Consider the following 23,095-nt stretch of genomic DNA (forward strand, 5'->3'; position numbering starts at 1 on the left):
TACGCCGCGGAAGACGCCGATTCCGTGGACGGCGTCTCGCTGGACATCCCGCAGGGCAAGCGGGTGATGGTGATCGGCCGCAGCGGCGCCGGCAAGTCGACGCTGCTGAAGCTGATCCAGGGGGCGCTTGCCCCAAGCGCAGGCACGGTCGAAATTAACGGCATCCCAGCCGCCGCCTACGGCGAGCGGATGCCGGAAGTCATCTCCGTGCTGAATCAAAGCCCCCACTTGTTCGACACCACGGTGGCGAACAACATCCGGCTCGGCCGGCCTACGGCTACGGACGAGGAGATCGCGCGGGCCGCGCAGGCGGCGCAGCTCGGCCCGTTGATTGCGGAGCTGCCGCAGGGGCTGGACACGCCGATGCGTGAGACCGGCCAGCGGTTCTCCGGCGGCGAACGGCAGCGCGTCGCCCTGGCGCGGATCCTCCTGCAGGATACGCCTGTGCTCATCCTCGATGAGCCAACCGTCGGCCTCGATCCGCGCACGGAACGCGAGCTGCTGGCGACGATCTTCCGCTCGACGCAGGGCAAGTCGCTCATCTGGGTGACGCACCACCTTGTTGGTGCCGAAAAGATGGACGAGATCGTGTTCATGGAGCACGGACGGATCGTGATGCGCGGCAGCCATGCGGAGCTGCTAGCCCGTGAACCGCGGTACCGCAATTTGTACCGGCTGGATTGTCCGGAGGAGTAAGACACATACTAAAAATAAGGCGGCGATGCAAGGGAAACCGGCATCGCCGTTTTTTAGATTTAAGAAAAGTATAGCAAGATGGCCGAACTGCAAAAGTACATTTGATTTCCGCCAAATTCCGGCCGATGAGCCCTTTGAGCTGCAAAAGTGCAGTTGATTTCGGCCAATTTTGCCCTGGAACCACGAAATCGTTGAAATGAACTGCACTTTTACATCCCATTCGCCTTTTTTCGGTCGAAATGGGTGAAATGAACTGTACTTTTACATTTGGAGGGTCGTTTAGAGGGCGTTTGCGCTTCACTTCAGTCGCCTGCATCCTTGGTTGGAACGTCTGAGGTGTTTGGGGAGTTTTTGTAGTCTGGCTTGGGGCGTCGTGGTGTCTCGCATGGGTCGTTTTGGTGTCTTTACTTAGGTTGTTTGTCACCGCACTTTATTCGTCTGCAGCTCATGCGGCCCTACCTTGCTCATCAGCGGCTTCGCTTTACTGTCATCGCCTCACTTTGCGTAACTGCAACTTCACTTTGCCCGTCTGTCGCCCCGCTTGGCTCATCAGCCCCCGTTTCGGGCACCACTATAACCACTATAGGAAGGGACTAGTTATATTACTCAATAAATAGCCTTTTCTGCTTCCGTTTTCACAAGGGAGCCGATATAATGGTTCTTAATATATTTACATGAGGTGTAAGCTATAAGAGTTTGGGTTTGGTCAATCCCAATCGGGTATAGCCTGAAAAATGCAGCTAACGGGGTGAGGGGATGGAGCTCAGACAAATCCAATACTTTATTGAGGCGGCCAAGCTGGAGCATGTGACGGAAGCGTCGTATGCGCTGCATGTGTCGCAGTCGGCGGTCAGTCGGCAAATCTTTAAGCTGGAGGCAGAGCTGGGCGTCGATCTGTTTGTCCATGAAGGCCGGAAGGTGAAGCTGACACCCATCGGCCGGCAGTTCCTGCAGCATATGGAGCAAATGATGAAGGTCCTTGAGCAGGCGCGACAGGAAATTAACGAGTATCTGGATCCGGAGCGCGGGACGGTCCGCATCGGTTTCCCGAGCAGTCTGGCGGCCAACCTGGTGCCGACGGTGGTGTCGGCGTTTCGGCGCCGGTATCCGGAGGTGCATTTTCAACTGCAGCATGGGTCGTATCGGGAGCTGCTGGACTGGGTCGGCGGCGGCTTGATGAATCTGGCCATGATTGGTCCGGTGCCCCAAGGGGAACCCCAAGTCACAGGGGAAATGTTATTCCGCGAAAAGTTCAAGGTGCTGTTGCCTGCCGGACATCGCTTGGCTGACCGTGAATCCGTGGGGCTGGACGAACTGCGGGAGGATGTATTCGTATTATTCCCGAAAGGCTTTGTTCTGCGGGAAATCGTGGTGGACGCCTGCGACAAAATCGGATTTCAACCAAAGGTGTCGTTTGAAGGGGATGATCTGGACGCGATTAAGGGGCTGGTGTCCGCCGGGCTGGGGTTGACGTTGCTTCCGGAGATTGCGCTCGGCGAGCATATTCCTTCCACGATCGTGTCGCTGCCGATGATGGAGCCTCAGGTCACCCGGGACGTTGGGGTGATCATTCCGGCGAATCGCGAGCTCGCGCCGACGGAAAAGCTGTTTTATGATTTTTTGAAAGAGAACCTGCCGTTATCATGCGGAAATTAGGATTCATCGAAAAATGATATCGATAAGGGCCGTGAATTTTGTCACTTGCACGGTCCTTTTTTCTTGAAAATGTGTTACAATTTATTCGGATTGTTCAGGTTTAAGATGTGCAAATTTTCACTAACTTAAAATTGGTTAGAGGCATCCAAAGGAGGAACACTATGCTTGAACAGAAGTTCGGCTAGCGAATCCTCAGATTATCGCAAAGGAGAATCGAATATGTCAGAGACAGTTACTGAAACAAAAACGGAGCAATCCGTAGCTGGTACCGCAAGTGGGCAGCAGGAGCTCCTGGAGCAGCTCTTGAAGCCGGAGGTGCAGCAATCGCTGACCGCTCTGGTTGAGCAGCTTCCCAAATTAAATGAGCTCGTTGGAGTTTTGACGAAAACGTATGATTTTGCCAAAGCGGTGGCGACGGATGAAATTCTGAAGAATGACACGGTAGGCGCCATTTCGGAAATTGCCGGGCCAGTTGTTGGCAAGGTGAAGCATTTGGCGGCTAACGTCATCGAAGCGAAGGATCGTGCCGAGGACAGCCAAGAAGTCATTGGCGTGTTTGGGTTGATGAAGATGCTGAAGGACCCGCAAACGCAAAAGCTGCTCCGGTTCGTTAACGCGTATCTTCAAGTGTCCGGTGAACGGGACCGCCAACAAAACTAACGGAGGAATACGATTATGTCAAAACATATTTTAATTTTGGGCGCCGGCTATGGCGGCGTACTCAGCGCATTGTCGGCCCGTAAGTTTATGGATAAATCGCAGGCGCGGATCACGGTGGTGAACCAATATCCGACGCATCAAATCATTACGGAGCTGCATCGCCTTGCCGCAGGCAGCATTTCCGAACGCGCGGTGTCCTTGCCGCTCGATAAGCTGTTTAAAGGCAAAGACATCGATTTGCGGATCGCTAAGGTTGAGAGTTTTTCTGTCGACAAAAAAGAAGTTAAGCTCTCCGACGGTACTGTGTTGTCTTATGACGCCCTTGTGGTTGGTCTGGGCAGCATTACTGCGTATTTCGGCATCCCGGGCTTGGAGAAGCACAGCATGGTGCTGAAATCGGCGGACGATGCCAAACGGATTTATGCGCATATCGAATCGCGTATTCGCGAATATGCGGCAAGCGGCAACGAAGCCGATGCTACGATCGTGATCGGCGGCGGCGGATTGACTGGCGTCGAGCTGGTTGGCGAAATCGCGGATAAGCTGCCGGAACTGACGAAGAAATACGGCGTACCTCAAAGCGAGATCAAGCTCATGCTCGTGGAAGCTGGACCTAAGATCTTGCCGGTGCTGCCGGACGAGTTGATCGAGCGCGCCACAGCCAGCCTCGAGAAACGCGGCGTGAAGTTCTTGACCGGCTTGCCGGTGACCAATGTGGAAGGCAACACGATCGATCTCAAGGATGGGCAAAAGATCGTGGCCAACACCTTCGTTTGGACGGGCGGCGTGCAAGGCAATCCGCTGGTTGGCGAATCGGGACTGGAAGTGAACCGCGGCCGTGCTTCGGTGAATGAATTCCTGCAGTCCGTCTCCCATCCGGACGTATTCGTTGCGGGTGACAGCGCCGTATTTATGGGTCCGGACGGTCGTCCTTACCCGCCGACAGCGCAAATCGCTTGGCAAATGGGCGAGCTGATCGGTTACAATCTGTTTGCGTATCTCAACGGCAAGACGATGAACGCATTCAGCCCGATCAACTCCGGTACGCTGGCTTCGCTCGGACGCAAAGACGCTGTAGCGACCATCGGGGCAAGCAATACCCAGTTGCGCGGGTTGCCAGCTACGTTGATGAAGGAAGCAAGTAACATCCGCTATCTGTCCCACATCAAAGCGCTGGATGCATTGGCTTACTAAAGCTCCTTAAATACAAAGCGTCGCCCAAGAGGATGAATCCTCTGGGCGACTCTTTTTTTTACGTTATGCTCTTTATACAACCCCGTGAGCGATCATTGCGTCAGCGACTTTCAGGAAGCCGGCAATGTTGGAGCCGACAACCAGGTTGTCGTCATAACCGTATTCTTTAGCCGCGTTTACGCTGCTTTGGTAGATGTTGCGCATAATGTCCTTCAGCTTAGCATCCACTTCCTCAAACGACCAGGCGAGTCTTGCGCTGTTTTGTGCCATTTCCAGAGCGGAAACGGCAACCCCGCCGGCATTTGCAGCCTTAGCTGGTCCGAAGTATACGTCATTGTTCAGATAAACTTCGATAGCTTCCAGCGTGGACGGCATGTTGGCTCCTTCAGCTACATATTTGACGCCGTTGGCCACCAGCAGTTTCGCCGAAGCTTCGTTGATTTCGTTTTGCGTTGCGCAAGGCAAGGCGATGTCGCAAGGGATGCTCCAAATATTTTGGCAGCCTTCTACATATTCAGCAGTAGGATGCTCGTTCACGTATTCCTTGATCCGCTTGCGTTCTACTTCTTTCAAACGCTTCACTGTTGCAAGATTAATGCCGTTCTTGTCGTAGACATATCCGTTCGAGTCACTGCAAGCTACGACCTTCGCGCCAAGCTGTTGTGCCTTCTCAATCGCGTAGATCGATACGTTCCCGGAACCGGAGACGACGACGGTTTTCCCGGCGAAGCTATCGCCCCGACTCGCCAGCATTTCGCTGGTGAAGTAAACCAGCCCGTAGCCGGTAGCTTCAGTCCGCGTCAAGCTGCCGCCGTAGTTCAAGCCTTTCCCCGTCAATACGCCGGTTTCATTGCCATACAGCCGTTTGTATTGACCGAACATGTAGCCGATTTCCCGAGCGCCAACGCCAATATCGCCTGCAGGCACGTCGGTGTCTGGACCGATGTATTTGGACAACTCGGTCATGAAGCTTTGGGTAAAGCGCATCACTTCGAGATCGGATTTGCCTTTCGGATCGAAGTCAGATCCGCCTTTGCCGCCGCCGATTGGCTGGCCGGTCAACGAGTTCTTGAAAATTTGTTCAAACCCAAGGAATTTGATGATGCTGGCATTGACAGACGGGTGAAAACGAAGTCCGCCTTTATAAGGACCAATCGCACTGTTAAATTGAACCCGGAAGCCGCGGTTCACTTGCACTTTGCCTTGGTCATCCACCCAAGGGACGCGGAAAGTGATCATTCGTTCCGGCTCGACGATGCGTTCGAGAATCCCATGCTCTTGATATTTCGGATGTTTGGCGAATACAGGAACCAGTGAGTCAAGGATTTCCTTGACGGCCTGATGGAATTCCGATTCCCCTGGATTCCGTTTTTGAACGGTCTCGTATACCTGATCTACATATTTGCGAGCCGCCTCCAGGCCTGCTTCGCGTTGCTGTGTTAAAGCCATGATCCACTCCACCTTTCTGATGTGCGTAATCGGATGAGTACGTTCACCATTTCACGATAATTATGACCTCTATTGTAATATTGATGTCAGCTATTAACAAAGCTAATTTGAGATCAACTTGATGATCGAATGAGATGAACTGGAGCGGAAGAACGGCTTTGTGGCAAGGCGGAACAGGAGTATTATGTCCGGGGAATGGGCGGTTCAGACAAAAAAGACCGGCTCCACAGGATCCCTCCATGCGGTTCCGGTCGTTCTGATTTTTAAGGAAATTACTTCTGGAAAGAGTTCCAATAAGTTACTTGGTCTACCGACAAACGCGCCGTTGCATGAGCTGGTTTTGCCGCTTTACCAATCGCGATCAGCAAGATCGGTTTCAACGTTTCCGGTACGTCAAATGCTTCGGCAAATTGCTCCGCATTGTATCCGCCCATAGGTACCGTGTCGTAGCCTTTAGCTTTGGCGATCAGCATCAGTTGCATCGACACCAGTCCAGCGTCCAACAGATTGACTTGATGCAAACGTTCCGGTCCCATGCCGCCATAGCCTTTTTGCAGACGCTCGACAAAATTATTTTTGACCTCCTCCGTCATTGTCCCAAGACGCACCGACTCGGAGTAGATCTCTTCGGCCCGTTCATACGAACGAAGGTCTCCCAGTACTGCAATCACAGCGGACGAATCCACAACCTGCTGCTGATTGTTGGCGATCGGGAGCAACTTCTGCTTCAGCTCAGGCTCGTCGATGACCAGGAAACGCCACGGTTGCAGATTAGATGAGGACGGAGCGGACAATGAAAGCTCGATGATCTCTTTCAATTCCTCGCGGGGAATTTTCACAGACGGGTCATAGGCTCGAACAGAATGTCTCTCTTTAAGTACGGTATAAAAATCTTTGACGTCCACTTGATTTAACGTGCTCATGTTCTCTCCACCCTTTCATTTTTTTCCTGTGACTAGTATAAAATGTAACTGTAATAATTTCAAGTACAGTTAATGAGAAAGGTGGCAGAGCACCAAAACTTGTGGTTCTTAAGGATAAACAGTATCTTAAAGAGGTAGTTGGTCGATGACAGTTTGATCATACAGGGAGGGGTACACATGACATTACAGATCGGAATCGTTGGAACAGGTTGGTTTAGCAAGGTGCATGGGGATACTTTGGCAAGTTTGGACGGCGTTCGCGTGACAGGGGTTACCGGAACGACAGCCGCGAAAGCACAGGCCTTGGCAGACCGCTACCCAGGAGCGATTGGCTTCGGGAACCTCACGGATATGCTGGATTCACTGAAGCTGGATGCTGTTTACCTCTGTATCCCGCCAATGGCGCACGGGGAGATTGAAACCGAGCTGATCGAGCGGGGCATTCCCTTTTTCGTGGAGAAGCCGCTGGCTGCGGACTTGGAGACGCCGCAACGAATCCTCTCGCGGTTGGAGCAAAAGCCGTTAGTTCATGCGGTAGGCTATCATTTTCGTTATAAAGAATCGATCCGTCAGCTGAAGGAATCGCTGGAAGGCCGGAAGATTGGGATGGCTTTAGGCACTTGGATGGGCGATATGCCGCAAGTGGCCTGGTGGCGTAGCCAAGAGGGTTCCGGCGGACAGTTCGTGGAACAGACGACCCATATTGTAGACCTGCTTCGCTATACCGCCGGCGAGGTCCGCGAGGTGTATGCCGCCTACGGTAATCGCATGGTGCAGGAACGCTTCGATAACGTCACCGTCCCGGATGTTGGTACCGTCACGATGAAGCTGCAAAGCGGGGCGGTTGCTACCATCTCCAATACCTGTATCTTGCCCGGCGGCGTATCTGAGGTAGGGCTGAAATTGTATACCGATGCCGGTATTTTGTCTTGGAGCCCGGAACGGCTGGAGATCGATCTGCCGGGGACCAAGACGGCCTACACGGGGAAGGACAACCCCTACTTAGCTGAAACGGAGGCGTTTATCCATGCCCTGCGTACCGGCGATACGTCGCGGATCTTGTCCGATTATGCCGATGCTGTGAAAACGCAGCAGATCACCTGTGCCGCCCTGGAGTCGGCCCGGACGGGGAATCCGGTTTGCATTGGGGAGTAAGGAAAAATTTTTTCTCCATCTTATCCTGATTCTGTCTAGAGGAAAGGAGAGACGAGGGAATGAAGGGAAATCTAGCCCAAAATTGACCAGCCTCCGCAAGGAAGGCATCGTCCAGGTCAGCCGCAAAGGCTTCGTTATTCGGAATCTTCAGGCCTTGAAGGAAAAGGTGTGCGTCAAAGAAAATTGTCCGCATTGCCGCAGTCTGAAGGGCGTAAGGCAAGGGGGTTCTTTGATTTTAAGCGACAAAAAAAGAGCCCCGCTTCGGCGAGGCTTCAAGCATCAATATATGAAATTTGGAGGAACCTAAACGAAGTACCCTGATTGGCTGAAAGTGCCGTAGGGCTAGAAGTGCAACACAGCGATCAGCATCGGAGCGACCCCTAATGTAAACAGGGCGGCTAGGATCATGGAGATGCTGGAGATCGTCCCGGTCAAAGTGCTGAGCTCAAACGCCTTGGACGTTCCGGTGCCATGGGCACTGGTGCCGAACAATACGCCTCGGGCAACCTCGCCTTCAATGCGGAACAGTCTCATCACGAGCGGTCCCAGCATGGCACCAAGCAAGCCGGTCAAAATAACAAAGACCGCGGTAATATTCGGCACGCCGCCGATCACCTGCGATACATTCATCGCGATAGGTGTCGTAATTGAACGTGGAATCAAGCTGTTAATCAATTGGGCGTCCAGATGCAGCCATTCCGCCAGAAAAGCCGAAGAGAACATCGCGACTACCGAGCCGCTAAGTACGCTAATGAGAATTTCTACAGCGTGTTTTTTCAGGACGTTGTAGTATTTGTACAGCGGAACGGCAAACGCGATCGTCGCTGGCTGCAGCAGGCTGCTCAGCCATTTTCCGCCGGTATGATAAGTTTCATAAGGAATCTGCGCCCAGAGTAAGCCGATCACCAGAATCAACGGGGTAATCAGCAACGGGGACAGATACACTCTTGGCCGTATCCGATACAGCCGTTTAGATAAAGCATAGATAATGAGGGTAGAAGCTAAACATAGTGCGCCAATGATCATGAGGTTCGGCCCTCCTTTCGTTTTTCGATGCGTGTTGCCACAAGCCCGGAGCAAACCATAACGATGACGGTGCTCAGGATGACCACAATCAAGATCCGTACGCCTTCACTTTCGAGCAAAGGAATGTATTGCATGACGCCGACGGCAGCAGGAACGAAGAACAGCAGCAGCTCGGCCAGCAGCCAATTGGCGCCCCGTTCAATCCATTTCAGCTTGACGACGCCTGTTTTTAACAAGATAAACAGCACGGCAATGCCAATAATGGAACCCGGTATCGGTAAATGGAGCAGCTCCGCGACCTTATTCAAGGCCATCGCGGCGAAGAACAGGATGGCGACTTGAACAATCCCGATGCCGATCTCTTTCATCTTGTTCATTTCAGCAGCTCCCTTCTTGTTTTGGTTAGTAATGAAATTTTACATCGATTATTTTCATGAGTAAAATGAATATACAGAATAAATACCATTCCAATCTGTTATAGAAAATCGAGTTAAAGGGGAGCAGGCGGTTGGATATCCGACAAATGCAGGTTTTAATCGAAGTCGCACGGCTGCGCAGCTTCACGAAGGCGGCTGAGGCGCTGTATATCACGCAACCTACCATCAGCAAAACGATCAAGGCGTTGGAGGAGGAGCTTGGGGTGGTGCTGTTTGACCGCGTTGGCAAAAAGATCGAGCTGACCGACGCGGGACGGATTATCGCTACGCAAGCCCAACAGATCGTGACCTCCTTCCAGAATCTGATGGCAGAGCTTGACGACTTACGAAATTTAAAGAAGGGACATCTTCGCATCGGGCTGCCGCCGATGGTGGGGGCGAGCTTTTTTCCGAGGGTGATTGGGGAGTTTCATCAACGTTATCCCGACATTACGATCCAATTATTTGAGGACGGCGCCAAAAAAGTAGAGCAAGACGTTGCCAAGGGATCATTGGATGTGGGCGTGGCCGTACTGCCGACGGTGGAGGCGGAGCTGAGCTATTTTCCGTTCGTTGAGGAGAAGCTGAATTTGGTCGTCCATCCCTCGCACCGGCTGGCAGAACGGGAATGCGTGGAATTGGCCGAGCTGGCCCCGGACGGGTTCGTGTTGTTCCGTGAGGACTTTACGCTGCATGACCGCATTATCGGGGCGTGCGCGAAGGTCGGGTTTCATCCGCATATCATCTACGAGAGCTCCCAATGGGATCTGATCAGTGAAATGGTGGCCGTCGGCCTCGGCATCACTTTACTGCCGGAAACGATTTGCCGCGAAATCGACGACGAGGGCGTGCGGATTATCCCGCTCGTCAACCCGGTGATTCCGTGGAAGCTTGGCATCATTTGGCGTGACGATCGGTATTTGTCTTTTGCCACCCGCGAATGGATCCGGTTTGCACAGGAAGTCCTGACGCCCCATCCGGAATAAATTTGAATGAGTATGTGGTGAGATGTTGCTTGAAAAGGTGCATATTTCCCGGGAATTTGACAGATAGTAAGGGCGCATGTCGAATTTCGATTACCTTGAAAAGCATGAAGGAGAGACAGCTGTGAAGTTTGCTTTAATCTGTTCATTGCTGGTCGGTTTGCTGTTCGGGACAGGGGTCCCTGTTGCGGATGCTCAAGCGGACGTCGCTCATCATTTCGGATTCAAAAAAAGCGTCGGCGGTCAGCTCCCCTCCATTAATGAGGAAGGGTTCAAAGATATCATCGATAAGCACGGCGCGATTTTCTTCGGAGATCCCTCGCGCAAAGAACTATTCCTGACGTTTGACAACGGATACGAGAACGGTTATACCGCCCTGATCCTGGATACGTTGAAAGCGAAGAAGGTGCCGGCGATATTTTTTGTCACTGGCCACTACATCAAGGATCAGCCGGAGCTGCTAAAGCGCATGGTCGCCGAAGGTCATCTGATCGGCAACCACTCCTGGAGCCACCCGGATATGACGACGATCTCCGACGCCCAAATTCGGGAAGAACTGGAGAAGGTAAAACAAGCCACGGCACAGGTCACCGGGCAGGCTAAGATGGACTTCTTGCGCCCGCCTCGCGGGATATTCAGCGATCGGACGCTTCGTGTAACGAAGGAGCTGGGGTATACGAATGTTTTCTGGTCCGTGGCCTATAAGGACTGGGATGTGAACGATCAACGCGGAGCGGATTATGCTTACCAGAAGGTGGTATCGCAGTTGCATCCCGGCGCCGTGATCCTCCTGCACTCCGTCTCCAAGGACAATGCAGCGGCTCTGGGAGCCATCATCGATGAAGCCCGCCGGCAAGGCTACGAGTTCAAGAGTCTGTATGAGCTGAAACCGGGGCAATCGCGTCCTTCACTCTGATTCCCATTTTAGACCGTAACAATCGGGCGTTTCGTCCGGTTGTGCGGTCTTTTTTTGTATCTATGTCTGAAATTTGACGGCGCTTGACTTCACTTCGGCAGGTTATTATAATTAGGCTTGCGAATTAATAGCATACCTAATTATTAAGTTATGAAAATAAATCGACGGGAGGGATTGATTTGTTCACCGGTGACAACTCGCAGGCGCATCGACTGCTGAAGACGTTTCACCGCTTTCGGAGAATGGATCTTAGCAAACTAACACCATCGGAGTTTAAACCAAGCGAAGTCCGATTGATGTTTTATATTTTGCATGGCATGGAGAAGGATGAGCGCGGAGTAACGGTCTCGGAGCTGAGCGCGATGCTAGAGGTCGCTTCCCCGACGGTCACGCCGCTGGTTCGCAGCTTGGAAGAGCGCGGGATGGTATTGCGTTATAACGACAAGGAGGACCGCCGGGCGGTTCGCGTCAAACTGACGGAGCAAGGAATCGCACAGGTCAAGGAGATCGCCAAGAAAAGGTCGGCCCAAATCCAGGGATTGGTTGAGTACCTAGGCGAGGAGAAGAGCCAGCAGTTAATTGAACTGTTGGAGCAGGTTTACACGTATATGGAAATGAGGGCCAACCCGAATAAAAGCCAAGAGCAATGATACGAATCGAACATGTGGAGATGATGGAAATTGATCAAGCTTTTCCGCAATTTGAAACCATACCGCTGGCTTGTGGTGGCGGTGCTTGTATTTGTCTTCTTTCAGACCTTATCCGAGCTGTATTTGCCGACGCTGATGTCCGACATCGTTGATAATGGGGTCGTGAATGGAGACACACCGTATATTTGGAAAATCGGCGGTCTGATGCTGCTGGTTGCGCTTGGAGGAATGGCCTGTTCCATCGCCGCCAGCTACTATTCCGCTAAAGCGTCAACGGGGTTCGGGAAGCTGCTCCGGGGCAAGGTGTTCAAGCATGTGTCGAACTTTTCACTGGAGGAGTTTGATCGCATCGGTACCGCCTCACTGATCACCCGTACGACCAACGATATTACCCAAGTTCAGCAAGTGCTGATTATGATGCTGCGGATGATGGTTATGGCGCCGATGATGTGTCTGGGCGGCATTATTATGGCCGTCTCGAAGGACGCCACGCTGTCGCTGGTGCTGGTGGTGATTCTGCCGGTCTTGGCCGGAGCGATCTTCCTGATCGCACGGAAAGGGCTGCCTTTATTTAAAGCGATCCAGAAAAAAATCGATAAGCTGAATCTCGTCATGCGCGAAAGCCTGACCGGGATTCGCGTCATCCGTTCGTTTAATCGGACGGACTATGAGAGCAAACGGTTCGACGCGGCGAACCTCGATTTGACCGATACGTCGATCAAGGTCAACAAAATCATGGCTTTTATGATGCCGGTCATGATGCTGGTCATGAACCTGTCTTCCGTAGCGATCATCTGGTTTGGCGGGCTGCGGATCAACTCCGAGCATATGCAAGTCGGCGATTTGATGGCGTTTCTGCAATACGCGATGCAAATCATGTTCTCGCTGGTGATGGTATCGATGATGTTCGTGATGATTCCGCGGGCGTCGGCTTCGGCCATCCGGATCAATGAAGTGCTGGATATGGTTCCGGTGATCAAGGATTCCGCGAAGGGCAAATCGGCGACAGAAGCCCAAGGGCTGGTCGAATTCCAAAACGTGACCTTCAGCTATCCAGGCGCGGAGCAACCGGCGGTGCAGGATATTACGTTTACCGCCAAGCCGGGTCAGGTCACGGCGATCATCGGCGGGACGGGCTCCGGGAAATCAACGTTGATCAGCTTGATCCCGCGGTTTTACGATGTGCAGAAGGGAAGTGTCCGGGTGGACGGTGTGGATGTCCGCGATATGACCCAGGAGGAGCTGCGCAGCAAAATCGGGTTTGTCCCGCAAAAAGCGGTGTTGTTCACCGGAACGATCAGCGAAAACATCCGTTATGGCAAAGAGGATGCAAGCGACGAAGAAGTGCGGCGCGCCGCGGATATTGCCCAGGCGACCGACTTTATTTCCAAGATGGAGCAAGGTTTTGAATCCCCGATCGCTCAAGGCGGCACTAACGTGTCCGGCGGACAAAAGCAACGGCTGTCGATTGCGCGCGCTTTGGTTCGTCCGGCGGAGATTTATATTTTTGACGACAGCTTCTCAGCGCTGGACTTCAAGACCGATGCGAAGCTGAGGGCTGCTTTGAAGGAAGAGACGAAGGATGCCACAGTCATTATCGTCGCGCAGCGGGTGAGCACTGTGCTTGACGCTGACCAAATCATCGTCATGAACGAAAGTCAAATCGCGGGCATCGGCACGCACCAAGAATTGATGCAAACTTGCGATGTCTATAAAGAAATCGTGTATTCGCAGCTTTCGGAGGAGGAGATCGCATGAGTCGGGAGCAATCATCTGGTAAACGCGGATTCGGCGGTCCTCGTCCCGGGCATGGTCCGGGTCCTGGCGGCCCCGGCATGGGGATGCCGGTGGAGAAAGCGAAGGATTTCAAAGGAACCCTAAGACGGTTGATCCGGTACTTAAGACCGCATAAATATCAATTAGTGGCCGTATTCGTGATGGCCATCCTGAGCACCCTGTTCAGCATCTTTAGCCCGAAGGTGATGGGGAAGGCGACGACCAAGCTGTTTGAAGGAATCGTCGCGAAGGTTCAAGGGGTTCCCGGCGCGGAGATCGACTTTCAATATATATGGCACATCATCATGGTTTTGATCGGACTGTATGTGCTGAGTGCGTTGTTTAGCTATTTCCAGCAGTATTTGATGGCTGGCGTAGCCCAGAAGACGGTGTATGACCTGCGGAAGGACGTGAATGCCAAGCTCAACAAGCTGCCGCTAAAATACTTTGACGCCCGGACGCACGGGGAAATTCTCAGCCGGGTCACCAATGACGTAGACAACATTGCCGGTACGTTGCAGCAAAGCTTGACACAGCTGATTACCTCGATCCTGACGATCATAGGTGTCATCGTGATGATGCTGTCGATCAGCCCGCTGATGACCTTGATTGCGGTGCTGACGCTGCCGCTAAGCATTGTGGCAATCACCTCGATTGCCAAGCGCTCGCAGAAGCAGTTTGTTCGCCAGCAAAAAGAACTTGGCCAGCTGAACGGCCATGTAGAAGAAATGTACACCGGCCACAAGGTGATTAAGGCGTTTGGCCGCGAAACGAAATCGCTGGAGCAGTTCGACACCATTAACGAACGGCTGTATGAAGCCGGTTGGAAGGCACAATTTATCTCCGGCGTGATCATGCCGATCATGAGCTTTATTGGCAACATCGGATATGTGCTGGTGTCGGTGGTCGGCGGGATCCTTGTGACCAAGAGATCGATTGAAATCGGTGACGTGCAGGCGTTTATCCAGTACGCCCGTCAATTCACGATGCCGATTACACAAACGGCGAACATCGCTAACATCATTCAATCGACCGTCGCTTCGGCGGAACGGGTGTTTGAAATCCTGGATGAAGAAGAGCAGGTGCCGGAAGTGGCGAACCCGGTGGTTTTGGAGAAGCCTCGCGGCGACGTGGCGTTCAATCACGTTCAGTTCGGTTACGATCCGGAACATTTGCTCATCGAAGACATGAACATCGACGTGAAACAGGGACAAATGATCGCCATCGTCGGGCCAACCGGCGCCGGCAAAACGACGCTGATCAACCTGTTAATGCGTTTCTACGAAGTCAATGGCGGTTCGATCACCGTGGACGGAGTAAATATCGCCGAGATGAGACGCGGCGACCTGCGCAGCCTGTTCGGCATGGTCCTGCAGGATACGTGGCTGTTTAATGGCACGATCCGCGACAATATCGCCTACGGCCGGGAAGGAGCCACCGATGAGGAAGTGGTTCGCGCCGCCAAAACGGCGTACGCCGACCACTTTATCCGCACGCTGCCCGGCGGTTACAATACCGTGCTGAACGAGGAAGCATCGAACATTTCGCAAGGGCAGAAGCAGCTCTTGACGATCGCCCGGGCCATCCTGGCTGATCCGGCGATCCTCATTCTCGACGAAGCCACAAGCAGCGTCGATACCCGGACCGAGGTGCAAATCCAAAAAGCGATGAAAGAGCTGATGAAAGGCAGAACAAGCTTCGTCATCGCCCATCGGCTATCCACGATCCGCGACGCCGATCTCATCCTCGTGATGAACCACGGCACCGTGATCGAGAAAGGTACACACGACGAATTGCTGGCACTGGGCGGCTTCTATGCCGACCTGTACAACAGCCAATTCACCAAAGGCAGCTTCGAGCCAGAGGCCGTGTAAGCGGCGGAAGGGCCCGCGTTCGTATAGACTTACCATTGTAGGTACGCCCCTGTTTGTCAGGGGCGTTTTTCTTTTGATAGGGGGCGGGGAGGTATCTCTGAGGGAGCCCTTTACACGATTATCCCTTTCCTTCAGATGGTGAGGAATTGTGCGCAGACGCTCTTCTCTGCTTCTGTAATCTGAGTCAACGGGATACTAGCCTCTCCAGCCGTTATAATTTGAAAACTGAGCAAACGGGATAATGGTGTAAAAGAGCTGGTCAAAAGGGATAATCGTGCAAAGCGTCAGGACAGACAATCAAAAGCTCACCCTGGCTTGCAGCCAGGGCCAGACCAGGGCTGTTCCTATCGCCGCCTAGCCCTCGCCGGCCAGGTGGCACAGTGCTGCTTCATCGCGGATGAGCAACTGCCGACGCGTTACGGTTAACACGCCCTCGTCGCTAAGCTGACGCAGCTTGCGGCTGAGCGTCTCTGGTGTGGCGCCGATGAGGGAGGCGAGGTCTTTTTTGGACACGGGCAAGGTGAATTCCCGGGAGTTTGGCGCAGCTTTGCGGCGGAAGTATAAGAGCATCTTGGCGAGACGCCGATCGGCCTCAAGCAAGGTCAGTACGGCTGCCCAGGCGTCGGCCTCCTCCAGTTGGGCGCTAAGCGCGGTCATAAACCGGGCCGCCGTATCGGGATCGCGCCGCAAAATATCAAGAAAATCGCTGCGGTGAATCCGGCAGATGCCGGTCGTGTCCGCCGCGATGGCACTAGCGTAATGGGGTTTTTCCTGTAACAGAGAAAACTGGCCGAAGAAGTCCCCTGGAAACAGCAGCCGGATGAGATGCTCTTTGCCGTTATCCTCCAGCTTCGTCAGCTTAATGATTCCGCGGCTCACCACAAACAGCGAATCGGAACGATCTCCTTCGCGGAAAATGATCTCGCCTTTATGGAACTGCGAGGTACGCATGACGGAATGGAGCAGTTCTACCTCCGTTTGGCGCAGCTGCGCAAAAACCGGAACACGTGCCAGACAGGATGGAGCCGTGGCTGTATCTCGAATGTGGCAAGCACAGGACTTCATCTGTGATCTCTCCTTTCTTGGAAAGATGTATTCATCTACTTCTAACTTAACCGTTGCTAGGTGTTTGACTAGTGATTATTATCACAATATATCTGTCGAATTCTTGATGAAGATCAAGGTTTTCCGGACCTGAATATGGGAAATTAAACCTATCAACGGATAGAGTTCAGTTCTATGGTTAGGAGAGGAAGACAGATGAAAGAATTCACGTTTGATGAATTGCGACAAATCGACCGTACTGAGCTGGGGGATCAGGTGCCGCTGGAGTTGTTCCGGGCGATTCGCCTGATTGGGATGCGGCAGGGGCTGCCTCTGGAGGGGAAAGGAACCACCGCCTCCATCGGCCGTAAAATCGGCGAAAGCTTGCCCGTCACCACGTTGGACGAGCTGCTCCATTTATTTACTGAGCTGCAGATCGGATTGCCACAGGTTGTGGAGCAAAGTGAGCGATTGCTGCGGATTGCGATAGAGGATTGTTTTTGCAAGGGCTTGCCGGTGATGGAGGAGAAGAAGGTGTGCGATCTGGAGGGCGCCATTCTGGAAGGGGCGCTAGGAAAGCTGCTCGGTCGAAAAGTGAGCGTACGAGAAACAAAATGTAATGTAAGTGGCGACGAACACTGTGAGTATGAAGTCCGAATCTATAATTAATTGATTCTACTTGTGTCTATGATTTCGCCAACAAAAAAACGCCGAGTAAAATGACGATCACGCCAAGCAGCTTGTTCCAAGTGATCGTTTCGTGGAACAGGAAATAGGCCGGAAGAAGCGCCAGGACGTACGCCAGCGCTTGGAGCGGATAAGCGACGCTCAGCGGGAGGCGGGACAACACGGCAAACCATAGCAAGGTAGCTATCCCATACAAAGCGATGCCGCCGATCACTGCGGGTGAGGACGCCAGCTTGCTCCAGTGAAGCCCGCCGGTGCGGGCCAGGCCGATTTTAAACAGAACTTGTCCTGTCACAAGAAGCAGGATATTGCCGAATAGCAGCAGGTAACTAATGGTTTTGTCCATTTTCACGGACCGCCTCCCGTTCTTTAAGGATGACGATTTCTTGGGTTAAGCGCAGCACCTGGGCGGTTAGGCGAGTAATGACGATCGTCAGGTGCAGAATTAATGCGAAGCAGAAGAGCAGACCAAACAGAAACAATACTGCAGGTGCATACTTGACGCCCAGCTGATCAGCGATCCATTCGATGAGCCCGATATGCGTGGAGCAGATCAGCAGAACGACACTGAACAAAATCCAGAGCAGGGAGTATTGTTCTCTTAGTTTTTGGCGGCGGACCAATTCCAGGACGAATAAGAGGAACACCGCGGCAACTAACACGGATAAAATGTAAATCGACATTTATTCTGTCACCGCCTTCTGGTGAAGCGGGCGCCGCAATGCGCTCATGAGCACGGATAATGTCACCTTCACCATATAGTAAACCGAACGCCAAGGGGTAATCGACGATCTTCCGGTGGTGCGGGCGCGCATTTGCACCGGGATTTCGACGATCCGGCAGCCATGGCGCTTCAAATACACGATCGATTCCACTTCGGGATAATCGGTTGGATAATACCGGGCGTACAGCTCGATGACCTTACGGCTGGCGGCGCGAAAGCCGCTGGTCGTGTCGGTGAAGCGTTCGCCGGTAACCCAAGAGACGAGCTTGGAGAAGAAGACGATTCCTGCCCGTCTCGCCGTGGACGACCGGAAGGAAGCGGTCCCTAGGAACCGGGAGCCGATTACAAGATCCTGGTCTGCGATTCCGGCGATCAGCTTATGCAATTCTTCTGCCGGATGCTGGCCGTCGGCGTCCATTTGTATGGCAATGTCATAGCCTTTTTGTTTGGCGTAGAGATAACCGGTCTGCATTCCCCCGCCGATCCCGACATTGTAAGGCAGCGTCAGCACCTTGGCTCCGGCTTCCCGGGCACAGTTCTCCGTCCGGTCGGAGGAACCGTCGTTAATGACGAGGATATCAGCCTCCGGCGCGTGCTTACGGATATCCCGAATGACCGAGCCGATGCTGGCTTCCTCGTTATAAGCCGGTATGATGATCAGTATACGCGGTGGTTTTGGCATCATGAGTCACAGGCCCCCTTTCGCGCGGACCGGTGATGGGAGCGGCGCAGAACTCGGGCGACCAGGTCGCCAATCAGATAAGACCCGAACAGGATCAGCAGCGTCATATTGGGATAACCGTATCGGTTAAACGCTACGAACGGAATATAAATCACCGTGAAATAAGCCAGCGCCAACAAGAGAGGGAGCAGGCGGTCCAGCTTCAGACGGTTCTTCGTTACGGCCCATAAAATGCCGGCCATATTGACGTACATCATCACGACTTGGATAATGTCCATTACCGGGCGGCTGATCGGCCAAAACGAGCGCGAATAAAACGGATGGAAATACAGCTCCACCCATCTTCCCAACGTATACCAATACAAATATTTCATCGGCTCATGCGTAAATCCGTACCGGAGGATATCCAGCCCCTTGCGGATCGCCGCGGAATCGGCGCCTTGGAATATCGTTTGCGGATCGTATTGAGGATAAGCCTCAAAGAAGCCAGCCGGCGGCAGTTGCCAACGGATGCGCGTGCCGAGCAAGAACGGACTTCCGCCAGAATTGGTGAACAGGATAAACTCATGAAACGTGACCCAGTTGCGGATCCACCAAGGGGTCAACAGCAGAGCATAAGTAACCCCTATGAGAAGGGTGTATTTCAACATCGTCCGCCAAGGAAGCTTCATGCGCAGCCAAATGATCAGAAAAACGGCGGGGTACAAGGAAGCATGTGGCTTTAAGTAAGCTGCCGCAGCCGTCAGGACGCCGATGAGGACGTATAAAGCGGATCCGCCTCGGTCCATGGCCAGGATGGTGCAACAGACGAGAAGCAGAAGCAACGTGCGAAAAGTCGTTTCTGAAAGAATGACTCCGGAGGAAAAGTAATCGGGCGGGTAGAAAGCGGACACGGTGCAGGCGATCAGCGCCGCCCGGGTGTTGAAAGTGCGTCGACCGATCCAAAAGATAAGATAAATGCACAACGCTTGCAGAAGGCACTGGAACAGGCGAAAGGCGACGATGCCGCCCTGTTCCTGGCCGAAAACCGCCATAAACCCGGACAGCATCAGCGGCAGCCCGGGCATGATGAAGGCGGAAGGTGCCTCCTTGGTATTATAGGCAAGTACGCCTTCATTCAGGAGAAGGCGTGCGGATTGAATATACTTCACGTCATCATTGTTCGGGTGAACCGGGTCGCCCAAGAGGAAATAATCGTTGTAGATCAGGACGATAAGACTCGATACAATGCCCACAAATGCGATCAGACCGAACAAATACCACTTGACCGGTCGACGGACTTCCGATAACGAGAACACAGTGATTCAACCCCACTTTTTTTATAATTTATCTCTAAAAACTAGAAAATATCACCTTCCATATTATAATATATCCAAAATATTCCTTCGACAAGCTTAATCTGTCTGAATGCCGAAACTGGTCAGCTGCTCGCTGAAGGTTTCTCCCGAATCCACATGTCCCCGGTTGATGGCTTCCCATAAATAAAGCGAGGCGATGGAGCCGTAGGATGGCCACTGCGCGGCTGCTTGCTGCAAATATTTGCGGTCCGGGCGCTCTTCCATGTCATACACCCATTTTGCCGCCCGCTGCAGACCGGCATCCCCATAGGAAACGACATGCTCCCGGCCCAAGGCAAAGATGAGGAACATCTCGGCCGACCAACGGCCGATGCCTTTCACGGAAACCAGCTGCTTGATGACTTCCTCATCATCAAGCTCCTGCAGCCGGTCCAGGTCAAGCTGACCGGATTGGACTTTGTCGCTTAAATCTTTGAGGTAAGCGACTTTGGAAGCGGACAGCCCGGCGGCGCGCAGGTCGGCGTCGCTTTGGGCCAAGAGGGCGGCCGGGGACAGTTCCCCGGCCAACTCGATGACACGGCCGCGAATGGTGGAGGCGGCCTTGACCGAGATTTGCTGGCTGATGATTGAGCGAGCCAGCTCGGTGAACAAAGGGCCTTGCGGTTTGGTCGCAAGGCTTCCAATCAGGGCGATCAGCCGGCCCATCCGGGGATCGGCGCTGGCCAGCGCCTTGACCCGGGGGTCATCGGGGTGGAGCTCAAATACCGGTTTCCCATGGTTCATGGGGACAAACCTCCTTTAGTTTGGATGCTCCTCCAGCAGGGTGACATACTGCTGGAGGAGCTCGTCGGCGCGGAGCTGCAGGGCGTCACGCCGCTCCTGCAGCCGGACATATTGCTGAAGCAGCGAATCCAGCGCGTTGGAATCCTCAGCTTCCGCCATTTCCGCTTCCAAGTGACGCATCTCCGTTTCCAGACTCCGCACGTCGGCGAAGGTGCCCAGCAGGACGTCGTAAACCGTTTCTTCCCGGTTATAGTCAGGAATTTGCGCTAGACTGCCGATTCGGGCGCCTTTTGGAATAGACAGCAGTCCCTGGTCCGGACGCTCGATGCCGGCCAACAGCTTTATCAGGTGGTCTTGCCCGCGCCGTTGCGGCCGATCAGCCCAACCGTCTCGCCCGGCTTAGTTTCAAAGGTAACATCGCTCAGCACCAGTTCGGCGCCGTAATACTTCTGTATATTTTGGCCTTGGATCATCATGGTTTCGTTCTCCTTTAATCCCATGCCGATCCTACAAAAAAGAAGGCAGCAGGAAATCCTGCTGCCTTTAAAGCTCACGCGTAAGTGAGGTTAAGGTAGGAGCGGCATTTCGCAATTTGGTTTGGATATCGAGTTTCCAAAAATGGACAGACTTCTCCCGTTGTTGGCTGCTGCATGAATAATGCCAAACATTGCCACCGGCAGTTGGCCCACTCGATTCCACGCAAATTTACGATCCACTCTACCCACCTCCTTCACAAAATAGTTACGAACATTATATTCGTTCATTTATAGGAAATCAAGGTTCAATCAGTTGGACATACTAAGGGCAACAATCAGGCAACAAAAAACATTTGACGATTCATGGCGAAGTGTGTAATATTCAATTAAACCTAGTGGTTTTATAGGGAATTTAAATTAAAAACATGGATAGACGGGGGATGGATTCAATGAAAAAATGGAGTTTACTGCTGTTGACACTGGTGCTGACCGTGCTGGTTGCAGCTTGCGGTAATAACAATACGAAAAATCAAGCGGCAGGTGCGAACCAAGGCAGCGCAGGTAATGCGGCCAACGAGCAGCCGGCGGAGCAAAATTTGCTGGAAGCCGTGAAAGCCAGCGGTAAGCTGCGGATCGGTACGGAGGGAACTTATGCGCCTTTCACCTTCCATGACAAAGACGGCAAGCTGACCGGCTTCGACGTAGAGATCGCAGAAGAGGTTGCCAAACGTCTGGGCGTGGAAGCTGAATTTATCGAGACACCGTGGGACGGTATTTTTGCCGGACTGGATGCAAAACGGTTTGACGCGGTATTCAACGAAGTAACAATTCGTGATGACCGAAAGGAAAAATACGACTTTTCCGACCCGTACATCGTTTCCCGTGCCGTGCTGATCGTGCCGGAAGACAACGAGGACATCAAAACCTTCGCCGATTTGAAAGGGAAGAAGGCCGGACAATCGCTGACGAGTAACCTGACGGATATCGCCAGAGAGAACGGAGCGGAAATCGTTGCAACGGAAGGCTTTAACCAAGCGATCGACCTGTTGCTATCCAAACGGATCGACGCGACGGTCAACGACGGCTTGTCCTTCCTGGATCTGAAGAAGCAAAGACCGGACGTGAAGCTGAAAGTGGTTGACGAAATGCCGGAAGCGTCGGAGAGCGCAGCCTTGTTTAACAAGGGCAACGAGGAGCTGGTGCAAGCGGTGAACGAGGCACTGGCCGCGATGAAATCCGATGGAACCTACTTGAAAATCTCGGAGAAATACTTCGGAGAAGACGTTTCGAAATAAGCTATTTAAACAATTGGAGGCGGCCCGTGAGGGCCGCTTCCTTCGGAAAAGGATGCTTAAACGATGGATGAACGCATTTGGAATATTATCGTAGACTCTTTTTTTCCCCTGCTAAAAGCAGGGGTAGCCTTTACGGTTCCGCTAACGTTAATCACGTTTGCGCTGGGGCTGCTGGTAGCCGTCCTGACCGCGCTTGCGCGGTTATCGAGTTTCGGACCGCTGCGGCTGCTCGCCAGATTCTATGTTTGGATCATCCGCGGGACGCCGCTGCTGTTGCAGTTATTCATCATCTTTTACGGTCTTCCCTCCATCGGGATTGTTCTAGATCCGTTTCCGGCAGCGGTCATCGGCTTTACGCTTAGCGTCGGCGCGTACGGCTCGGAAATTGTACGGGCCGCGATCCTGTCGATTCACGAAGGCCAATGGGAAGCGGCTTATTCGCTGGGGATGACCCGGCTGCAGGCGCTGCGGCGGATCATCCTGCCGCAAGCTGCACGGGTTTCGGTGCCGCCGCTGGCCAACTCCTTTATCAGCTTGGTTAAGGATACGTCGTTGGCCGCTACCGTGACGTACACTGAGATGTTCCGTACCGCCCAACAAATCACGTCAACGACCTATGAACCGCTGGTTGTTTACTCGGAAGCGGGCTTGATCTATTTAATATTCAGCACCATCCTATCGGCGCTGCAAAATCGACTGGAGAAGCGGCTGGGCCGCTTCACCGCCCGGTAA

The 23,095-nt window shown here is 53.1% G+C and carries 26 protein-coding genes; 13 read left to right on the forward strand and 13 right to left on the reverse strand.

The window, feature by feature from the left end; genetic code table 11:
• The 4 genes from POTG_RS04670 to POTG_RS04685 form a co-directional block, all read left to right on the forward strand.
• Nucleotides 1-696: amino acid ABC transporter ATP-binding/permease protein (locus POTG_RS04670; protein WP_009223651.1), on the forward strand; the 696-nt coding region annotated here is incomplete at its 5' end.
• 756 nt (nucleotides 697-1,452) lie between these two features.
• Complete coding sequence (locus tag POTG_RS04675; RefSeq protein ID WP_009223652.1) at nucleotides 1,453-2,352, forward strand: LysR family transcriptional regulator; 900 nt, start codon at nucleotides 1,453-1,455, stop codon at nucleotides 2,350-2,352.
• A gap of 219 nt (nucleotides 2,353-2,571) precedes the next feature.
• A complete protein-coding gene (locus POTG_RS04680; protein ID WP_009223653.1) occupies nucleotides 2,572-3,012 on the forward strand; it encodes a DUF1641 domain-containing protein in 441 nt (146 codons plus the stop codon).
• Nucleotides 3,013-3,027: 15 nt separating this feature from the next.
• Nucleotides 3,028-4,206, forward strand: coding sequence for an NAD(P)/FAD-dependent oxidoreductase (locus POTG_RS04685; RefSeq protein ID WP_009223654.1), 1,179 nt, complete (start codon nucleotides 3,028-3,030; stop codon nucleotides 4,204-4,206).
• Nucleotides 4,207-4,278: 72 nt separating this feature from the next.
• On the opposite strand, the gene gdhA is transcribed toward POTG_RS04685, so the two are convergent.
• Nucleotides 4,279-5,655, reverse strand: coding sequence for an NADP-specific glutamate dehydrogenase (gene gdhA, locus POTG_RS04690; RefSeq protein WP_036644179.1), 1,377 nt, complete (start codon nucleotides 5,653-5,655; stop codon nucleotides 4,279-4,281).
• A 272-nt stretch (nucleotides 5,656-5,927) separates the two neighbouring features.
• Nucleotides 5,928-6,578, reverse strand: coding sequence for a nitroreductase family protein (locus POTG_RS04695; RefSeq protein WP_009223656.1), 651 nt, complete (start codon nucleotides 6,576-6,578; stop codon nucleotides 5,928-5,930).
• Between the two features lie 177 nt (nucleotides 6,579-6,755).
• Between POTG_RS04695 and POTG_RS04700 the strand changes: the two genes are divergently transcribed.
• Nucleotides 6,756-7,733 carry a Gfo/Idh/MocA family protein gene (locus tag POTG_RS04700; RefSeq protein ID WP_009223657.1) on the forward strand — a complete coding sequence of 326 codons (978 nt, stop codon included), beginning with the start codon at nucleotides 6,756-6,758 and terminating at the stop codon, nucleotides 7,731-7,733.
• Between the two features lie 342 nt (nucleotides 7,734-8,075).
• Here the strand turns inward: POTG_RS04700 and POTG_RS04710 are convergent, their stop codons facing one another.
• Together POTG_RS04710 and POTG_RS04715 are read right to left on the reverse strand one after the other, a co-directional pair.
• A complete protein-coding gene (locus POTG_RS04710; RefSeq protein ID WP_009223659.1) occupies nucleotides 8,076-8,759 on the reverse strand; it encodes a CidB/LrgB family autolysis modulator in 684 nt (227 codons plus the stop codon).
• Complete coding sequence (locus POTG_RS04715; RefSeq protein ID WP_036644313.1) at nucleotides 8,756-9,127, reverse strand: CidA/LrgA family protein; 372 nt, start codon at nucleotides 9,125-9,127, stop codon at nucleotides 8,756-8,758. The genes POTG_RS04710 and POTG_RS04715 overlap by 4 nt, the downstream gene beginning before the upstream one ends.
• A 140-nt stretch (nucleotides 9,128-9,267) precedes the next feature.
• Between POTG_RS04715 and cidR the strand changes: the two genes are divergently transcribed.
• From cidR to POTG_RS04740, 5 genes are all read left to right on the forward strand, one after another.
• Entirely contained in the window at nucleotides 9,268-10,161 is an 894-nt protein-coding gene (cidR, locus tag POTG_RS04720) for a cidABC operon transcriptional activator CidR (RefSeq protein WP_009223661.1), read from the forward strand.
• 76 nt (nucleotides 10,162-10,237) lie between these two features.
• Nucleotides 10,238-11,074, forward strand: a complete 837-nt coding sequence (pdaA, locus tag POTG_RS04725) for a delta-lactam-biosynthetic de-N-acetylase (RefSeq protein WP_009223662.1) — start codon at nucleotides 10,238-10,240, stop codon at nucleotides 11,072-11,074.
• 179 nt (nucleotides 11,075-11,253) lie between these two features.
• The gene (locus POTG_RS04730) at nucleotides 11,254-11,724 is read left to right on the forward strand and encodes a MarR family winged helix-turn-helix transcriptional regulator (RefSeq protein WP_009223663.1); all 471 of its coding nucleotides are present in this window, start codon (nucleotides 11,254-11,256) and stop codon (nucleotides 11,722-11,724) included.
• Nucleotides 11,725-11,754: 30 nt separating this feature from the next.
• Entirely contained in the window at nucleotides 11,755-13,482 is a 1,728-nt protein-coding gene (locus tag POTG_RS04735; RefSeq protein ID WP_009223664.1) for an ABC transporter ATP-binding protein, read from the forward strand.
• Nucleotides 13,479-15,374 (forward strand): ABC transporter ATP-binding protein, encoded by a 1,896-nt coding sequence (locus POTG_RS04740; protein WP_009223665.1) that lies wholly within the window; start codon nucleotides 13,479-13,481, stop codon nucleotides 15,372-15,374. The genes POTG_RS04735 and POTG_RS04740 overlap by 4 nt, the downstream gene beginning before the upstream one ends.
• A 354-nt stretch (nucleotides 15,375-15,728) precedes the next feature.
• On the opposite strand, the gene POTG_RS04745 is transcribed toward POTG_RS04740, so the two are convergent.
• Complete coding sequence (locus tag POTG_RS04745) at nucleotides 15,729-16,439, reverse strand: Crp/Fnr family transcriptional regulator (RefSeq protein WP_009223666.1); 711 nt, start codon at nucleotides 16,437-16,439, stop codon at nucleotides 15,729-15,731.
• A gap of 195 nt (nucleotides 16,440-16,634) precedes the next feature.
• On the opposite strand from POTG_RS04745, the gene POTG_RS04750 reads away from it, so the two are divergent.
• The gene (locus POTG_RS04750) at nucleotides 16,635-17,087 is read left to right on the forward strand and encodes a V4R domain-containing protein (protein ID WP_036644186.1); all 453 of its coding nucleotides are present in this window, start codon (nucleotides 16,635-16,637) and stop codon (nucleotides 17,085-17,087) included.
• Nucleotides 17,088-17,103: 16 nt separating this feature from the next.
• Here the strand turns inward: POTG_RS04750 and POTG_RS04755 are convergent, their stop codons facing one another.
• The 8 genes from POTG_RS04755 to POTG_RS25235 all read right to left on the reverse strand — a co-directional run bounded on the left by POTG_RS04755 (nucleotide 17,104) and on the right by POTG_RS25235 (nucleotide 21,356).
• Entirely contained in the window at nucleotides 17,104-17,451 is a 348-nt protein-coding gene (locus POTG_RS04755; RefSeq protein WP_036644188.1) for an EamA family transporter, read from the reverse strand.
• Nucleotides 17,435-17,788 (reverse strand): DUF2304 domain-containing protein, encoded by a 354-nt coding sequence (locus POTG_RS04760; protein ID WP_009223669.1) that lies wholly within the window; start codon nucleotides 17,786-17,788, stop codon nucleotides 17,435-17,437. Before POTG_RS04760 ends, POTG_RS04755 begins: the two co-directional genes overlap by 17 nt.
• Nucleotides 17,789-18,514, reverse strand: a complete 726-nt coding sequence (locus POTG_RS04765; RefSeq protein WP_009223670.1) for a glycosyltransferase family 2 protein — start codon at nucleotides 18,512-18,514, stop codon at nucleotides 17,789-17,791.
• A complete protein-coding gene (locus POTG_RS04770) occupies nucleotides 18,511-19,809 on the reverse strand; it encodes an ArnT family glycosyltransferase (protein WP_009223671.1) in 1,299 nt (432 codons plus the stop codon). Before POTG_RS04770 ends, POTG_RS04765 begins: the two co-directional genes overlap by 4 nt.
• A 96-nt stretch (nucleotides 19,810-19,905) precedes the next feature.
• A complete protein-coding gene (locus POTG_RS04775) occupies nucleotides 19,906-20,592 on the reverse strand; it encodes a DNA-3-methyladenine glycosylase family protein (protein ID WP_009223672.1) in 687 nt (228 codons plus the stop codon).
• A 15-nt stretch (nucleotides 20,593-20,607) separates the two neighbouring features.
• Nucleotides 20,608-20,928: a hypothetical protein gene (locus POTG_RS04780; protein WP_009223673.1), complete on the reverse strand. Its 321-nt coding sequence runs from the start codon at nucleotides 20,926-20,928 to the stop codon at nucleotides 20,608-20,610.
• A gap of 8 nt (nucleotides 20,929-20,936) precedes the next feature.
• Nucleotides 20,937-21,068: an ATP-binding cassette domain-containing protein gene (locus POTG_RS23030; protein ID WP_198136157.1), complete on the reverse strand. Its 132-nt coding sequence runs from the start codon at nucleotides 21,066-21,068 to the stop codon at nucleotides 20,937-20,939.
• 90 nt (nucleotides 21,069-21,158) lie between these two features.
• On the reverse strand, nucleotides 21,159-21,356 hold the full coding sequence (locus POTG_RS25235) for an RAxF-45 family protein (protein ID WP_323078037.1): 198 nt from the start codon (nucleotides 21,354-21,356) through the stop codon (nucleotides 21,159-21,161).
• Between the two features lie 161 nt (nucleotides 21,357-21,517).
• Here POTG_RS25235 and POTG_RS04785 point away from each other — a divergent pair, with 161 nt between their 5' ends.
• Nucleotides 21,518-22,363, forward strand: a complete 846-nt coding sequence (locus tag POTG_RS04785; protein ID WP_009223674.1) for an amino acid ABC transporter substrate-binding protein — start codon at nucleotides 21,518-21,520, stop codon at nucleotides 22,361-22,363.
• 63 nt (nucleotides 22,364-22,426) lie between these two features.
• Nucleotides 22,427-23,095, forward strand: coding sequence for an amino acid ABC transporter permease (locus POTG_RS04790; protein WP_009223675.1), 669 nt, complete (start codon nucleotides 22,427-22,429; stop codon nucleotides 23,093-23,095).

The organism is Paenibacillus sp. oral taxon 786 str. D14, from assembly GCF_000159955.1.
GTDB lineage: Bacteria > Bacillota > Bacilli > Paenibacillales > Paenibacillaceae > Fontibacillus > Fontibacillus phoenicis.

What these genes read in the sequence shown, in the direction of transcription:
- POTG_RS04675 (WP_009223652.1), top strand. Translation starts at nt 1,453, where the DNA reads ATGGAGCTCAGACAAATCCAATACTTTATTGAGGCGGCCAAGCTGGAG.
- POTG_RS04680 (WP_009223653.1), top strand. Translation starts at nt 2,572, where the DNA reads ATGTCAGAGACAGTTACTGAAACAAAAACGGAGCAATCCGTAGCTGGT.
- POTG_RS04685 (WP_009223654.1), top strand. Translation starts at nt 3,028, where the DNA reads ATGTCAAAACATATTTTAATTTTGGGCGCCGGCTATGGCGGCGTACTC.
- gdhA (WP_036644179.1), bottom strand. Translation starts at nt 5,655, where the DNA reads ATGGCTTTAACACAGCAACGCGAAGCAGGCCTGGAGGCGGCTCGCAAA.
- POTG_RS04695 (WP_009223656.1), bottom strand. Translation starts at nt 6,578, where the DNA reads ATGAGCACGTTAAATCAAGTGGACGTCAAAGATTTTTATACCGTACTT.
- POTG_RS04700 (WP_009223657.1), top strand. Translation starts at nt 6,756, where the DNA reads ATGACATTACAGATCGGAATCGTTGGAACAGGTTGGTTTAGCAAGGTG.
- POTG_RS04710 (WP_009223659.1), bottom strand. Translation starts at nt 8,759, where the DNA reads ATGATCATTGGCGCACTATGTTTAGCTTCTACCCTCATTATCTATGCT.
- POTG_RS04715 (WP_036644313.1), bottom strand. Translation starts at nt 9,127, where the DNA reads ATGAAAGAGATCGGCATCGGGATTGTTCAAGTCGCCATCCTGTTCTTC.
- pdaA (WP_009223662.1), top strand. Translation starts at nt 10,238, where the DNA reads ATGTCGAATTTCGATTACCTTGAAAAGCATGAAGGAGAGACAGCTGTG.
- POTG_RS04740 (WP_009223665.1), top strand. Translation starts at nt 13,479, where the DNA reads ATGAGTCGGGAGCAATCATCTGGTAAACGCGGATTCGGCGGTCCTCGT.
- POTG_RS04745 (WP_009223666.1), bottom strand. Translation starts at nt 16,439, where the DNA reads ATGAAGTCCTGTGCTTGCCACATTCGAGATACAGCCACGGCTCCATCC.
- POTG_RS04750 (WP_036644186.1), top strand. Translation starts at nt 16,635, where the DNA reads ATGAAAGAATTCACGTTTGATGAATTGCGACAAATCGACCGTACTGAG.
- POTG_RS04755 (WP_036644188.1), bottom strand. Translation starts at nt 17,451, where the DNA reads ATGGACAAAACCATTAGTTACCTGCTGCTATTCGGCAATATCCTGCTT.
- POTG_RS04760 (WP_009223669.1), bottom strand. Translation starts at nt 17,788, where the DNA reads ATGTCGATTTACATTTTATCCGTGTTAGTTGCCGCGGTGTTCCTCTTA.
- POTG_RS04765 (WP_009223670.1), bottom strand. Translation starts at nt 18,514, where the DNA reads ATGATGCCAAAACCACCGCGTATACTGATCATCATACCGGCTTATAAC.
- POTG_RS04775 (WP_009223672.1), bottom strand. Translation starts at nt 20,592, where the DNA reads ATGAACCATGGGAAACCGGTATTTGAGCTCCACCCCGATGACCCCCGG.
- POTG_RS23030 (WP_198136157.1), bottom strand. Translation starts at nt 21,068, where the DNA reads ATGATGATCCAAGGCCAAAATATACAGAAGTATTACGGCGCCGAACTG.
- POTG_RS25235 (WP_323078037.1), bottom strand. Translation starts at nt 21,356, where the DNA reads ATGAACGAATATAATGTTCGTAACTATTTTGTGAAGGAGGTGGGTAGA.
- POTG_RS04785 (WP_009223674.1), top strand. Translation starts at nt 21,518, where the DNA reads ATGAAAAAATGGAGTTTACTGCTGTTGACACTGGTGCTGACCGTGCTG.
- POTG_RS04790 (WP_009223675.1), top strand. Translation starts at nt 22,427, where the DNA reads ATGGATGAACGCATTTGGAATATTATCGTAGACTCTTTTTTTCCCCTG.